The following is a 15,049-nucleotide window of genomic DNA, read 5'->3' on the forward strand; positions in this document are numbered from 1 at the left end:
GGGCAGGGGTGCTCGTCCTTGAGTTGTCGAAAGCCCCACTTAAAATGTCGAAGGGATAACGCCTCTGGCGTGGTGCGAAGCAAAACTTTCGGCCAGTGTAATCATGCAACCAATTGCATTTGAATCGGTTTTAGGGACATTGCCGTGGCGGTGGCGCCGCATCGCGTCCCCCATGCGGAATTTTCAATGAATATCCAGACAAATCCTGCCCATATCGAAAAGTCCAGCGCCGGCTTCCCGGTCATCACCGAAGAGCCGATACGCTCCAATTTCCTGCCCGAAGAGCGGCTGCGCGCGCTGGGCGAAAGCCTCGCCAAGGGCGACATCAAGGACCTGTTCGGCCTGACGCAGTTCGATTTCCAGGCCCGCATCCGCGACAGCGCAAAGAAAATCCTCGAAGTCTACCGCTCGACCAATGCCGCCCAGGCCAAGGGCGAAACCATCACGCCTGCCGCGCAATGGCTGCTCGACAACAATTATCTCGTCGAGGAGACCATTTTTCAGGTGAAGCGCGACCTGCCGCGCCGTTTCTACCGGCAGTTGCCGACCCTGGAAGTGGCCGATCGCGCCGCAGTGCCGCGCGCGCTGGCCTTGGCCTGGAGCTATGTTGCCCATTCCGACAGTTCGGTTTCGGCGACCATGTTCAAATCCATCGTCGAGGGTTTTCAGTCGGTCGAGCCGCTCAAGATCGGCGAGCTCTGGGCGCTGCCGTCGCTGCTGCGCTTCGTTTTGATCGAGAATCTGCGCCGCATCGCCGTGCGCGTCGACCGCACCAGGCAGATGCGCCATATCGCCAACGAGGTCGCCGACCGCGTGCTGGCGACCGACGACAATGCAGACCGCCGGAAGATCCTGTCGGGCTACGGCGCGCATGCGCAGGACACCACCTTCGCCACCCAGTTGCTCTACCGCCTGCGCGACGGCTCGCAGAATGCCGGCAGGGCGCTGGAATGGCTGGAGGTCGAGCTCGAGAAAACCGGCTCCGACGCCGAGGAAATCATCATTTCCGAGCATCGCACGCTGTCCAGCGGCAATGTCACCACCGGCAACATCATCCGCGGCCTGCGCCTCATCAACGACGTCGACTGGACGGTGTGGTTCGAGGGCGTCAGCCGCATCGACACGCTCTTGCGCGAGCGCACCGATTTCGCCGCGCTCGATTTCTTTTCGCGCGACCAGTACCGCACGTCGATCGAGCAACTGGCGCGCCGCTCCGACCTGTCCGAATTCCGTGTCGCCGAAAAGGCCATCGAACTGGCCAGCCATGTCCCCGGCGTCACCGATGCCTCCGGCGTGCCGGATGCATCAGCCGATCCGGCCATGCATACCGATGTCGGCTTCTTCCTGGTCGGCCCGCGCCGGCCGGATCTGGAAGAGGCGATCGGCTACCGGCCGCCCTTCCATGTGACCTTCAAGCGCGCCTTCACCGCCACGGGCTGGCTCGGCATCGTTGTGCCGGTCTTCCTGCTTACGGTGCTACTGCTGGTTGTCTCCGGCAATGCGCTTGCCCATCTTGGCCTGTCGGTGGAATCCATCACGCTGATGCTGGCGCTGTTTGCGGTGCCTGCCAGCGAAGGCGCGCTCGCCTTCTTCAACACCGTTGTTTCACTGTTCCTGAAGCCGACGCGGCTCGTCGGCTATGATTACAAGCACGGGATTCCAGCGGCATCACGCACCTTGGTCGTGGTGCCGTCGCTGATCGGCTCGCGCGATGATGTCGAGGAAAACATCCGCAACATCGAGGTGCATCACCTCGCCAACACGGCCGAAGAAATCCATTTCGCGCTGCTGTCCGACTGGCCGGATTCCAAGACCGAGATCGACGCCGCCGACATCGAGATCCTGCAATATGCGCGCGACGAGATCGCCAGGCTCAATGCCCGTTATCCCTCGGAAGGCGCGCCGCGTTTCTATATCCTGCATCGCCGCCGGCTCTACAACCAGGCGCAGGGCGCCTGGATGGGCTGGGAGCGCAAGCGCGGCAAGCTGCATGAGCTGAACCTTCTCTTGCGCGGCGACAGCGACACCACCTTCCTGCCGCTCGACGTGCCGCTGCCGGAAAAGGTCGTCTATGTCATGACGCTCGACGCCGACACGCGCACCACGCGCGACGCCGTGTCGTCACTGGTCGGCAAGCTCGCCCATCCGCTCAACCGCCCGCATTTCGACGCGACAAAGCGCGTCGTTACCGCCGGCTACACCATTCTGCAGCCGCGCATCACAGCCTCGCTCACCAGCGGCGACGACGCTTCTTTCTTCCAGCGCGTCTTCTCGTCCAACAGCGGTCTCGATCCTTACGTCTTTGCCGTCTCGGATCTCTACCAGGACGTCTTCAGCGACGGCTCCTTCACCGGCAAGGGCCTTTATCACGTCGACGCTTTCGAGGCGGCGCTGCAGGGCCGCATCGAGGAAAACACCGTCCTCAGCCACGATCTGCTCGAAGGTGCGCTGGCGCGCGCAGCACTTGTCACCGACGTCGAACTGGTCGAGGACTATCCTACCCGCTACTCGGTCGACGCCTCGCGCCACCACCGCTGGGCGCGCGGCGACTGGCAGCTGCTGCGCTTCATCTTCTCGCCGCGTTCCGGCGTGCCGGCGCTGTCGCGCTGGAAGATGGTCGACAATCTGCGCCGCTCGCTGACCCCGATCTTCTGGGTGATGGCGGCGATCGCCGGCTGGACGCTGCTGCCCTTCACGCAGGCCGCGCAGTGGCAGGCGCTGCTGATCCTGTCGCTGTTCATGGCGCCGACCTTCGATGTCGTCAACGCCATCCTGCCCAAGAGCGGCGACCAGACGCCGCGCGGCCATTTCTCCGCGCTGGCGCACGACACCGTCTTCGGCACGGCCCTTGTGGCGCTGAAAGTGCTGTTGATGGCGCACAATGCCTGGATGATGGGCGACGCCATCGTGCGCACGCTCTACCGCCTGTTCGTCAGCCGCCAGAACCTGCTGGAATGGCGCACCGCGTCGCAGGCGCACAAGGGCGGCGACAACGATATCGGCTCCTATTACAGCATGATGTATGGCGCCGTGATCATCGGCGTCGTCGGTCTCGCTATCCCCGTGCTGGCCGATTCCACCGGTGCCTTCGTCGCCTTCTTCTTCGCTCTGTTCTGGATCGGTTCGCCGGCGGTTGCCTGCTGGATCAGCCGCTCGGCCGAGACCGAGGACCGCCTGCGCATATCGCAGGCCGACATCCACGCGCTGCGCACCGTGGCGCGCCGCACCTGGCATTATTTCGAAACCTTCGTCACGGCCGAGCACCACAATCTGCCGCCCGACAATTTCCAGGAAAGCCCGGCGCCCGTTGTAGCGCCGCGGACGTCGCCGACCAATATCGGCGTCTACCTGCTGTCGGTGGTGTCGGCACGCGATTTCGGCTGGATTGCGCTCTCCGACGCCATCACCCGGATCGACGCCACGATGACGACCATCGAGAGCATGCCGCGCAACCGTGGCCACCTCTTCAACTGGTACGACACCACGACGCTCAAACCGCTCTATCCGCTCTACATCTCCGCCGTCGACAGCGGCAATCTCGCCGGACATCTGGTCGCGGTGGCGGCTGCCTGCGCCGAATGGGCGGAAGCCCCGTCCGTTCACCTGCAGGGCGATTTCGAAGGCGTCCTCGACACGGTGAGTATCCTCGACGAGAGCCTCGAGGAATTGCCTGACGACCGCCGGCAACTGCGGCCGTTGCGCCAGCGTCTGGCCGATCGCCTCGATGGCATGCGGCGCGCCGTCATGACCATCAAGGCGCAGCCGGAGATGGCCTCGATCCGCACGATCAACCTGGCCGTGCTTGCCGGCGAGATCCGCAAGCTCGCCACCGCCATCCACACCGAGGCCGGATCGCAGCGGAGCGACATTATCGCCGACTGGGCGGCCCGGCTGGAAGCGACCTGCGAGGCGCATGTGCATGACTCGCACAGCGACGAAAACGCCGTCGAAGCCTTGCGCGCCAAGCTGCTGGCGCTGCGCGAACGCTGCCGCCGCTATGCCTTCGAGATGGATTTCTCTTTCCTGATGCGTCAGGAGCGCAAACTGCTCTCGATCGGCTACCGGGTCGAGGAGCACCAGCTCGACGAGAGCTGCTACGATCTGCTCGCCTCCGAGGCGCGGCTGACCAGCCTGTTCGCCATCGCCAAGGGTGACCTGCCGACGGAGCATTGGTTCCGGCTTGGAAGGCCGATCGTCGAGATCGGCTTCCAGGGTGCGCTGATGTCCTGGTCGGGCTCGATGTTCGAGTATCTGATGCCGCCTTTGGTAATGAAGGAGCCGCAGGGGTCGATCCTCAACCAGACCAGCAAGCTGATCATCAAGCGCCAGATCCAGTACGCGCGTTCGAAGAACGTGCCCTGGGGCATTTCGGAAGCGGCCTACAATGCCCGCGACCGCGAACTGACCTACCAGTATACCAATTTCGGCGTGCCCGGACTTGGTCTCAAGCGCGGCCTTGGCCAGAACACGGTGATCGCGCCTTACGCCACGATCCTCGCGGCGCAGTTCACACCGCGCGAATCCGTCCAGAATCTGGCCAGGCTGCGCTCCATCGGCGCTCTCGGCCGGCATGGCTTTTACGACGCCGTCGACTTCACGCCGCAGCGCGTGCCGGAAGGCACCGACCATGCCGTTGTCCTGAACTACATGGCGCATCACTCCGGCATGTCGATCGCCGCCGTTGCCGACGCCATCTTCGAGGGCCGGCTGCGCGACCGCTTCCACAGCGATCCGGTGATCGAGTCTGCCGAACTCCTGCTGCAGGAGAGGGCGCCGCGCGACATCCCGACCGCCACGGTCAGGACCGAAGCCGACGAGCGTTCGAAGGACGAGACCGAGGTCGAGAGCCCGGACTCGCGCATTATCCTCGACCCGCTGAGGGCGTTGCGCGCCACCAGCGTCATGTCCAATGGCCGCTACTCCGTCATGGTCTCGGCCACCGGTTCCGGTTACAGCCGCTGGGGCGAACTCGCCGTCACCCGTTGGCAGCCCGACCCGACCGAAGACCGGCTCGGCTCCTACATCTTCCTGCGCGACGCCGGCAGCGGCGACTGGTGGTCGGCCACCGCAGAGCCGAAGCAGGCGACCGGCGAGAGAGTGCAAACGCTGTTTTCCGACGACAAGGCGAGCTTCGTCAAAACAGTGGGCTCGCTGCGTTCGGAGGTCGAATGCATCGTCATCTCGGAAGGCAATGGCGAGGGACGGCGCGTCACGCTCTACAACGACGGCGCCACTGACCGGCATATCGAGGTGACCTCCTTTGCCGAGCTGGTGCTGGGCAACGAAGCCTCTGACAATGCCCATCCTGCGTTCTCGAAAATGTTTATCGAGACCGAGATCGCTGCCAACAACGGCGCCATCTTTGCCACCAGGCGCAAGCGCGAGAAGAACGAGCCTGACGTCACCATGGTGCATTTCGTCACCGATCCGTCCGGGTCGGCGCGCGATGCCGAGGCCGAAACCGACCGCCGTGCCTTCATCGGCCGTGGCCGTACCATCGCGGAAGCGGCGGCCTTCGATCCCGGCGCCAAGCTTGGCGGTCACCACGGCTTCACCCTCGATCCGGTAGCGGCCCTGCGCCGCCAGGTGCGGGTGCCGGCCAACAAGAAGATATCGCTGACCTTCTGGACCGCCGTCGGCGCCAACCGCGCCGAACTGGACGAGGCCATCGCCAGGCTCGACCATCCCGAAAGTTTTGCTCGCCAGGCGATGCTTGCCTGGACGCGTTCGCAGGTGCAGACCCGCCATCTTGGTCTCAGCCTGACCGACGCCGCCAACGTGCAGAAGCTGGCGCGCTTCCTGATCTATCCCGATCCGTTCCTGCGCCTGCCCGGCGAATCCATCGCTTCGGGGCTGGGCAAGCAGTCCAGCCTGTGGCCGACCAGCATTTCGGGCGATTTCCCGATCTTCCTGGTCCGCATCGGCGACGTGGCCGACCTCGAAATTGTCGCCCAGGCGCTGCGCTTCCAGGAGTATATGCGCGCCCGCGGCATGATGATCGACTTCGTGGTCGTCAACGAGCAGGCATCGTCCTATGTCCAGGATCTGCAGCGCGCGGTCGAGACGCTGTGCGAAAACAGCCGCCTGCGCGGCAAGGAACTCGGGCCGCGCCAGCACATCTTCGCCGTGCGCCGCGACCTGATGGACGAGGCGACGTACAAGACGCTGCTGGCGGTTGCCCGCGTGGTTCTGCACACGCGCAACGGCACCATCTTCGACCAGATCGAACGCGCCGAGGCGGCAGCCTTGCAAGCACGCGATGCCCTGCAGCCGGTGGCCCCCGCGTCGCTGCGCGAGCCGTCTCTGCCGGTGCCGGCGGCGCCTGCATACCATGCCGCGTCCGACAGCAGCGCCGACGGCAGCGGCCTCAGCCAATGGAACGGCTTTGGCGGTTTCGAGGGCGACGGCCGCCACTATGTCACCCGCCTTGCCGGGCGGCGCTCGACGCCGCAGCCCTGGATCAACGTCGTCTCGAACGCCTCGTTCGGATTCCATGTCTCAGCCGAAGGCGCTGCCTTCACCTGGAGCCGCAACAGCCGCGATTACCAGCTGACGCCATGGTCGAATGATCCGGTCACCAACCGGCCGGGCGAGGGCATCTACATCTACGATCAGGCCAGCGGCAAGGCATTCTCGCCGCTGGCTGCCGTGGTCCGCGATCCCTCGATGACCTATGAGACATGGCACGGCCAGGGCTTCTCCACCTTCCGGTCCAAACGCGGCCCGCTGTCGATGGATCTGACGCACGTCGTCGATCCCGTCGATCCAGTGAAGATCACGCGGCTGCGCATCCAGAACTCAGGCTCGGCGCCGGCGCGGCTGCGCGTCTATGCCTATGCCGAATGGGTTCTCGGCAGCCATCGCTCGAGCACTGCTGCGACCATCATCCCGTCCAGGGATCCAGCGACCGGCGCGCTTCTGGCGCAAAACCCCTACGGTCTCGATTTCGGCGACCGGGTGGCCTTCCTGGCCGCCACCGGTCCGGTGCATTCGGTGACAGCCGATCGTGGCGAGTTCATCGGCAGGCACGGCACCAGCGCCTTCCCGCACACTGTCGTCAGCGGCGCCGGCCTGTCGGGCCGCGTCGAGGCCGGCGACGATCCGTGCGCAGCTGTCGCCAGCGACATCGACATCCCTGCCGGCGGCGACGTCACGCTGGTCTGGCTGCTTGGCGACGCCGCTACATCAGCCGAAGCGAGCGCGTTGGTGCAGACCCATTCGGGCAAGGATTTCGACCAGCGGCTGGCCGATAATGAACGCGTCTGGCGCGGCTTCCTCGACACCATCCAGGTCGAGACGCCCGACAAGGCGCTCGACGCCATGGTCAATCACTGGCTGCCCTATCAGAGCCTGGCCTGCCGCATCCGCGCCCGCTCGGCCTTTTATCAGGCAAGCGGCGCCTTCGGCTTCCGCGACCAGCTGCAGGACACGCTGGCCCTGCTTGCGCATGATCCGAAACTGGCGCGCGACCAGATCCTCAATGCGGCGCGCCGGCAGTTCCCCGAAGGCGATGTCCAGCATTGGTGGTTGCCGCGCACCGACGCCGGCGTGCGCACCATGATCTCCGACGATGTGGTCTGGCTGGCGCATGCCACCAATCGCTACATCGAGGTGACCGGCGATACAGGGATCCTGAAGGAGCAGCTGCCTTTCATCGACGGGCAGGTGCTGGGCGAGGGCGAGCACGACGCCTTCTTCACGCCGGAAATCTCCAAGACGAACGCTTCGCTCTACGACCATTGCGCGCGCGCGCTCGACCTTGCGGTCAAGCGCAGCAGCCCGGCCGGGCTGCCGCTGATCCTCGGCGGCGACTGGAACGACGGCATGAACCGCGTCGGCGAAGCCGGCAAGGGGGAGAGTGTCTGGCTTGGCTGGTTCCTTTTGAAGACGCTGGGCGACTTTACCACCGTGGCCAAGGGGCAGGGCGACACCAAGCGGGCGCAGGCCTGGACAAAACACGCCGATGTGCTGAAGCGGGCGCTGGAAAGCACCGCCTGGGACGGCCAGTGGTATCGCCGCGGCAGCTACGATGACGGCACGCCGCTTGGCTCGCACAATTCGGACGAGTGCAAGATCGACTCCATCGCGCAGTCGTGGAGCGTGCTCTCCGGCGAGGGCGACCCCGCGCGCTCGACCACGGCGATGCAGCAGGCGACGAACCTGCTGGTCGACGACAAGCTCAAGATCGTCAAACTGTTTACCCCGGCCTTCCAGAACACGAGAAAGGACCCTGGTTACATCAAGAGTTATCCGCCGGGCGTGCGCGAGAACGGCGGCCAGTACACCCATGCGGCGACCTGGTTCGTGATCGCGCTCGCCGAAATGGGCCGCACCGACGATGCCTATCGCTGCTTCTCGATGCTGAACCCGGTCAACCATGCGCTCGACGATGCATCGGCCGAGCATTATCGCGTCGAGCCGTACGTCGTCGCCGCCGACATCTATTCCGGTGAGGACAAGGGCGGTCGCGGCGGCTGGACCTGGTATACGGGCTCAGCGGGATGGCTCTACCGTGCTGCGGTCGAAGGCATTCTGGGCATTGAGCGGCGGGGCAAGCAGATCACGTTCCGGCCGAAACTGCCCAGCCATTGGGACGGCTATTCTGCCACGCTGAAGATGCTGGGGTCGGAGATCAAGGTTCGCGTCATCCGCGACAAAAAGGCCAAATCCATCTCGCTCGAAGTCAATGGAACCAAGACAAAATGTTCCGGTTTTCAGCCGAAAGCCGGCGACAAGACCGAGGTGGTCGTCAAGATACCCTCGTAAAATCAAAGGCTTCAGGTTATTGACGCGCGCCTTTCGAGGCGCGTTTTCTACTTCGGCATGCTCCTGGCGCAGAACGGCGTGCCTTCCCGAAAACGGCGGTCCAAGCGTGCAGTGACTAAAAATGTGGCAGGGCCAGCTGCTGCCATGATTTTGCCGCAAGACTGACATTTCACCTTTTATCTCAAACCGTTAGGTGATCACGGCAGATTTCGCAACGTCGTCATCTTTTGTTCGCAGAATGGGAACGGAAGAGGTAGACGGGCATTGTTTTGCGACCCGTTAACCGGTACGTGTCAAGAAATGGTGCGGTGCACAATAATGTTTTGGGCGGAGTAGCTGAAGTGTCACTTCTGCAAATCTACTGGAGAGCGCTGGGTTATCTCGCAGCCGACAGGAAGCGCGTTGCGTTTATCTGCGGTGCGAATGTCGCGCTCGCCATTATCGCCATCCTCGAGCCGATCATGTTCGGCCGGGTAATCGACGCCATCTCCGATAAGGGTTCGGTGTTTTCGACGCTGGCGCTGTGGGCCGGTCTCGGCGCCTTTAACATCGTCGCCTTCGTGCTGGTGGCGCGCGGCGCCGACCGTTTTGCCCACAAGCGGCGCAGCGAGGTGCTGTGCCAGTCGTTCGAGCGCGTGATCACCATGCCGCTCGCCTGGCACCACCAGCGCGGCACCTCCAACGCGCTGCACACGCTGCTGCGCGCCGTCGAGACGCTGTTCAGCCTGTGGCTTGAATTCATGCGCCAGCATCTGTCGACGGCTGTTGCGCTGGCTCTGCTGATTCCGACCGCTATAAGCATGGATCTTCGCATGTCGCTGGTGCTGATGGCGCTGGGCGTTCTCTATGTCGGCATCGGCCGGCTTGTGATGAAGCGCACCAAGGCGGGCCAGGCCGCGGTCGAGCGCCACTACCATCAGGTGTTCGCGCATGTGACCGACTCGGTCAGCAATGTCGCCGTGCTGCAGAGCTACAACCGTCTCGGCCACGAGGCCGATACGCTGCGCCGCTATGTCAAGAACCTGCTCGACGCGCAGAACCCGGTGCTCGACTGGTGGGCGATGGCCAATGCGTTGCACCGCCTGTCGTCGACCATTTCGATGATGGTTGTGCTTTTGATCGGCGCCTATCTGGTCACCCATGGCCAGCTCAAGATCGGCGACGTCATCGCCTTCACCGGCTTTGCCACGCTGCTGATTGCCCGCCTCGACCAGATGTCGGCTTTCGCCAACCAGATTTCGGAAGCCCGTGCCAAGCTCGAGGACTTCTATCACCTCGAGGATTCGGCCGCCGACTCCGCCGAGCCGGACGGCTTGCGCGACCTCACCAACGTCACCGGCCACGTCCGCTTCGAGAATGTCGGCTTCGAGTTTGCCAATTCGAGGCAGGGCGTCGACGACGTCTCCTTCGAGGTCCAGGCCGGGCAGACGGTTGCCATCGTCGGCCCGACCGGCGCCGGCAAGACGACGCTGATCAACCTCTTGCAGCGCGTCTTCTCGCCGTCTCATGGCCGTATCCTGATCGACGGCATCGACACCCGCACGGTGACCCGCAAGTCGCTGCGTCATTCGATCGCCACCGTCTTCCAGGATGCCGGCCTGCTCAACCGCTCGATCGAGGACAACATCCGCGTCGGTCGTGCCGAGGCGACTTATGACGAGGTTCACGCCGCCGCCAATGCGGCTGCCGCGCAGGATTTTATCCTTGCCAAGAGCGCCGGCTATGACACCGTCGTTGGCGAGCGCGGCGGCCAGCTTTCGGGCGGCGAGCGTCAGCGCATCGCCATTGCCCGCGCCGTGCTCAAGGACGCACCGATTCTGGTGCTCGACGAGGCGACCAGCGCGCTCGATGTCGAGACCGAGGACCGCGTCAAGGAAGCCATCGACGAACTGAGGCGCAACCGCACCACCTTCATCATCGCCCACCGCCTGACCACCGTCCGCGACGCCGACCTGGTCGTGTTCATGGACAAGGGCAAGGTGGTCGAGATGGGCGGCTTCGCCGAACTGTCGCTGCGCAATGGCCGTTTCGCCAGCCTGCTGCGCGCCGGCGGCCTGCTCAACGACGAGGAAGTCCGCCGTCTCAGCCGCACGGTGAATATCGAAGCGGCGTAGCTTTTTTACCTCCCCCTTGTGGGGAGGTCGGACCCGTAGGGTCCGGGTGGGGGTAGTGCCCCACCACCCCCCCCCCCCCCCCNTAGTGCCCCACCACCCCCACCCCGCTGCTTCGCAGCGACCCTCCCCACGAGGGGGAGGGTAAATAAGACTGCGACACTCCCTCGATTGCCCCGAACGCGCCGCCGGTCTATCTAGACCTTATGAGCGATACCTCCTCACGCCTCGCCGGCTGGACCGACCTCGCCAACCCCACGCGCTTTGTCGGGCTGGCCGATAGGCTGGTGCCGTGGCTGGCGTCGATCGCCGCGATCCTGCTCGCCATCGGTCTCTATATGAGCTTTGCCGCGCCTGAGGATTTCCAGCAGGGCATCACGGTGCGCATCATGTATATCCACGTGCCTTTCGCCTGGCTCGCCATGATGTGCTACACGGTGATGGCCGTCGCCGCGCTCGGCACGCTGGTCTGGCGCCATCCCTTGGCCGATGTCGCGCTGAAGTCGGCAGCCCCGATCGGCGCCACCTTCACCGCGCTTGCGCTGGTCACCGGCTCGATCTGGGGCAAGCCGATGTGGGGCACCTGGTGGGTCTGGGACGCCCGCCTGACCTCGGTCTTCATCCTGTTCCTGATGTATCTCGGCATCATCGCGCTGACGCGTGCGCTCGATGACGCCAGCCGCGCCGCCTGGGCCGCCGCCATCATCACGCTCGTCGGCTTCATAAACATCCCGATCATCAAATTCTCGGTCGACTGGTGGAACACGCTGCACCAGCCGGCCTCGGTGTTCCGGCTCGGCGGACCGACGATCGATCCCAGCCTGCTATGGCCACTGCTGGTGATGGCGCTCGGCTTCACCGTGCTGTTCTTCGCGCTGCATTTGACGGCGATGCGCACCGAAATCCGCCGCCGGCGGGTGATCGCCATGCGCAGGGTGGCGGCACGGCAGGCCGACTAGCGCGATTTTCAAAACCGAAGCCATACGCCTGCCGCCAAACATTAGCATGTGCTGCTATGTTGCGGTGCAGCAACAAGAATTCTCAAAAGATTGTTCCCGACTTCGCTTGGCTCCTTGATCTCGTTTGCTTTCTTGACAGCTCGGCCGCGAAGCAAGAGTGATACCAGTCACTAGTTGTAGCGAGGGAATCGGCGATGAAACTGCGCTTGTTGGCTGGCGTCTCGACATTTGCATTGGCGCTTGGTTGGAGTTCGGCCTACGCCGCCGACGCGATTGTCGACGTTCCGAGGGCGGAGGATCTCTGGTACGTCACGCTCTTCGGCGGCGCCAGTTTCCCGAACCATGTGAAAACGGACTACAATGGTACTGGCTATTCAGTCGATCTTGATACCGGGTTCGTAATCGGCGGCGCTGTCGGTCGGCGCATCAACGATGTGTTTCGTGTCGAAGGCGAACTGTCCTACGCGCGCTACAAGGCAAGCGAATACAGCTACACGGGCGTCGGCAACTATCCGGCTTCCGGCAATCTGTCGGCCACCTATCTTCTCGCCAACGTCTGGGCCGATGTTGCGCATTTTGGTGATGCCAAACTCTATGTCGGCGGCGGTGTCGGCGCGGCCTATGTTACCGCCGATACTCACTTTGATGGCCACGCCTTTGGATACGGGCCTGGCGGCTGGGGTTTCGCCGGCCAGGTGGGCGCCGGTGTTACCTACGCGGTAACGCAGAATGTCGACCTCGATTTCGGTTACCGCTTTAAGGCCGTGACAAGCGTGGATCTAGACGACAATGATGGCGGCGGCACATACGAGAACGCCAAATTGTACTCCCACAATCTCCAGCTTGGCGTTACCCTGAAGTTCTGATTGGTTCGTCGCAGGCCGCGACCGGGATTTGACGGATGCCGCTCTTGCCACGCCGGCAACCCCTGGGCCTGCCGGCAATGATCCCAGCCTCGCTGCCGACCGCCGGTGAGCCGGCGGAAAAGACATTGCAGCGCGGCATCGACCTGCAACGGCGCAAGCGTTTTCGCGAGGCCGAGTTCTGCTACCAGACGGTGCTTCGCACGCAGCCCAAAAATGCCATGGCGCTGAACCTGATGGGCACGCTCGCCATCGAGGCCGAGCATCATGACGCCGCCATTGCCTATATGGAAAGGGCGGTCAAGCTCGAACCGGACAACGCCATCTTCCGCAACAATCTCGGCAATGCCTACAATGTCACCGGCAACGTCGACAAGGCGCGCAGACATCTGAGAAAGGCGATCGAGCTCGACGGAGGGCTCATCGAAGCGCTGTGCAATCTCGGCCGCTCCTACCGCAGCCAGCTCGAGGGCGACATTGCCGAAGGGTTCTATCGCCAGGCGCTGGCTATCGACGGCCAGTCGGTGATGGCACTTGCCGGTATGGGCGATTTGCTCACCGACATTGGCCGGCCGGCCGAGGCGGTCGAATGCTTCAGCAAGGCCCTTGCCATCGACCCGGGCCATGTCGAGGCGCTGGCTGGAATGGCGCTTGCGCGCCGGGCGGTCAAGGACGATCCGACGTTGCCTTTGGTGCTGAAACGCCTGGAATTGCCGACAACCACCGATCGCGAGCGGGTAGTGCTGCACCACGCCGCCGGCAAGATGCTCAATGATCAGCGCGATTATGGCCCGGCCATCCGCCATTTCGCGAGGGCCAAGGCGATTTCCGGCAATGACTTCGACATCGACCGGCACACCCAGCTTTACGACAGCTTCATCAACACCTTCGACGCCGGCTTCTTCGAGGCGCGAGCCAATTTGGGAAATCCATCCAGACGCCCGGTCTTCATCGTCGGCATGCCACGGTCGGGAACGACGCTGACCGAGCAGATATGCGCCAGTCATCGCGATATCCATGGCGCCGGCGAGTTGTCGACCATTCGTTCACTTGCCGGCGAACTTGGGTTCGACAAGCTCGACCCAGCCATTTTCACCGAGGCCATGGCGGCGCTCACTGCGGCCAAGGCCAAGGAGCTTGGATCGAAATATCTCGACGCTCTCAAAAAGCGCAACAACACGGCGCGGCTTGTCGTCGACAAGATGCCGCATAATTTCGAGCTGCTGGCCTTCATCAGCCTGATCTTGCCGAATGCCCGCATCATCCATTGCCGGCGTGACCCGATGGACAATTGCGCGTCCTGTTTCATGCATAATTTTTCCGAGGCGCACGGCTACAACGCCGATCTGACCAAGCTTGGGCAGTATTACCGGCAGTATGAGCGCCTGATGCGCCATTGGGCCAAGGTCATCCCGCTGGATATCCACGACATGCCCTACGAAGAAACGGTCGCCGATTTCGAAAATCGCGCCCGCGGATTGATCGGATTCCTCGGCATCGAGTGGGACGATGCCTGCTTGCGTTTCAACGAAACCGAGCGCACCGTGCGGACGCCGAGCCGCTGGCAGGTGCGCCAGCCGATCTATTCATCCTCGGTCGAGCGCTGGAAGCTGTATGGCGACGCGCTGGATCCGCTGAAGGCGGCGCTGGGTCCGGTTTATCAGTCCTGATTTCAGTTGGCCCGAACAACCTCGCGCTCGACGCGCGCTGGCGTAGATTAGACCTGAGTTGCATCGTGCTTTGGGGCCAAATGAAAGCCGAATGCTTTCATGACCGCCAGTGTGGTTTCCAGCGTAGGATTACCGTTTTCGCTGAGCGAGGTATAAAGATGCTCGCGAGCCAAGCCGGTCTTTCTGGCAATGTTGCTCATCCCCTTGGCGCGGGCAACGACACCGAGGGCGGACGCGACGAATTTGGCGTCTCCGGTTTCCATTGCCTCTGCCAGAAACGCCTCGATTGCCGTATCGGAATCGAGCATTTCGGCGGGATCGAAATCGTAGATTTTTTCAACCATTGTCGTCACTCCATTCTACGGCCAGGCGCTTTGCTGTCCGTATGTCGGTTTCTTGTGAACTTTTATCCCCGCCGCACAGGAGCAGGATGACCGTTTCACCGCGCTTGTGAAATAAACGCGATAGCCGGGCCCATAGTGAATGCGCAATTCACTGATGCCTTCACCCACTGGGGCCACGTCGCCGGGATTTCCTACAATCAAACGTTGCAGCCGAACGGCAATTGCCGCCTTGGCTCTTCCGTCTTTCAGCTTTTGGTGCCACCTCCGAAAGGTGGCTGTCTGCTTCAGGATTGTCATGGGGACTAGTAAGTTATAAATTACAATTCGTCAATGCCG

The 15,049-nt window shown here is 63.1% G+C and carries 6 protein-coding genes and 1 pseudogene; 5 read left to right on the forward strand and 2 right to left on the reverse strand.

Annotation, left to right across the window (positions count from 1 at the left end; genetic code table 11):
- The first annotated feature begins 186 nt into the window (after positions 1–186).
- From X733_RS142990 to X733_RS142970, 5 genes are all read left to right on the forward strand, one after another.
- Positions 187–8,766: a glucoamylase family protein gene (locus tag X733_RS142990; RefSeq protein WP_023819564.1), complete on the forward strand. Its 8,580-nt coding sequence runs from the start codon at positions 187–189 to the stop codon at positions 8,764–8,766.
- A gap of 341 nt (positions 8,767–9,107) precedes the next feature.
- Positions 9,108–10,880: a glucan ABC transporter ATP-binding protein/ permease gene (locus X733_RS142985; protein ID WP_023672897.1), complete on the forward strand. Its 1,773-nt coding sequence runs from the start codon at positions 9,108–9,110 to the stop codon at positions 10,878–10,880.
- 203 nt (positions 10,881–11,083) lie between these two features.
- The gene (locus tag X733_RS142980) at positions 11,084–11,836 is read left to right on the forward strand and encodes a heme ABC transporter permease (RefSeq protein ID WP_023682911.1); all 753 of its coding nucleotides are present in this window, start codon (positions 11,084–11,086) and stop codon (positions 11,834–11,836) included.
- 194 nt (positions 11,837–12,030) lie between these two features.
- A complete protein-coding gene (locus X733_RS142975; RefSeq protein WP_023742739.1) occupies positions 12,031–12,702 on the forward strand; it encodes an outer membrane beta-barrel protein in 672 nt (223 codons plus the stop codon).
- A gap of 35 nt (positions 12,703–12,737) precedes the next feature.
- On the forward strand, positions 12,738–14,369 hold the full coding sequence (locus X733_RS142970) for a sulfotransferase (protein ID WP_031193773.1): 1,632 nt from the start codon (positions 12,738–12,740) through the stop codon (positions 14,367–14,369).
- Between the two features lie 47 nt (positions 14,370–14,416).
- Here the strand turns inward: X733_RS142970 and X733_RS142965 are convergent, their stop codons facing one another.
- A complete protein-coding gene (locus tag X733_RS142965) occupies positions 14,417–14,713 on the reverse strand; it encodes an addiction module antidote protein (protein WP_023672893.1) in 297 nt (98 codons plus the stop codon).
- A pseudogene (locus X733_RS1000000168530) lies at positions 14,706–15,010 on the reverse strand (type II toxin-antitoxin system RelE/ParE family toxin). Before X733_RS1000000168530 ends, X733_RS142965 begins: the two are co-directional and overlap by 8 nt.
- Between the last annotated feature and the right edge of the window lie 39 nt (positions 15,011–15,049).

Origin of the sequence: Mesorhizobium sp. L2C066B000 (genome assembly GCF_000502335.1) — a bacterium.
Taxonomy (GTDB): domain Bacteria; phylum Pseudomonadota; class Alphaproteobacteria; order Rhizobiales; family Rhizobiaceae; genus Mesorhizobium.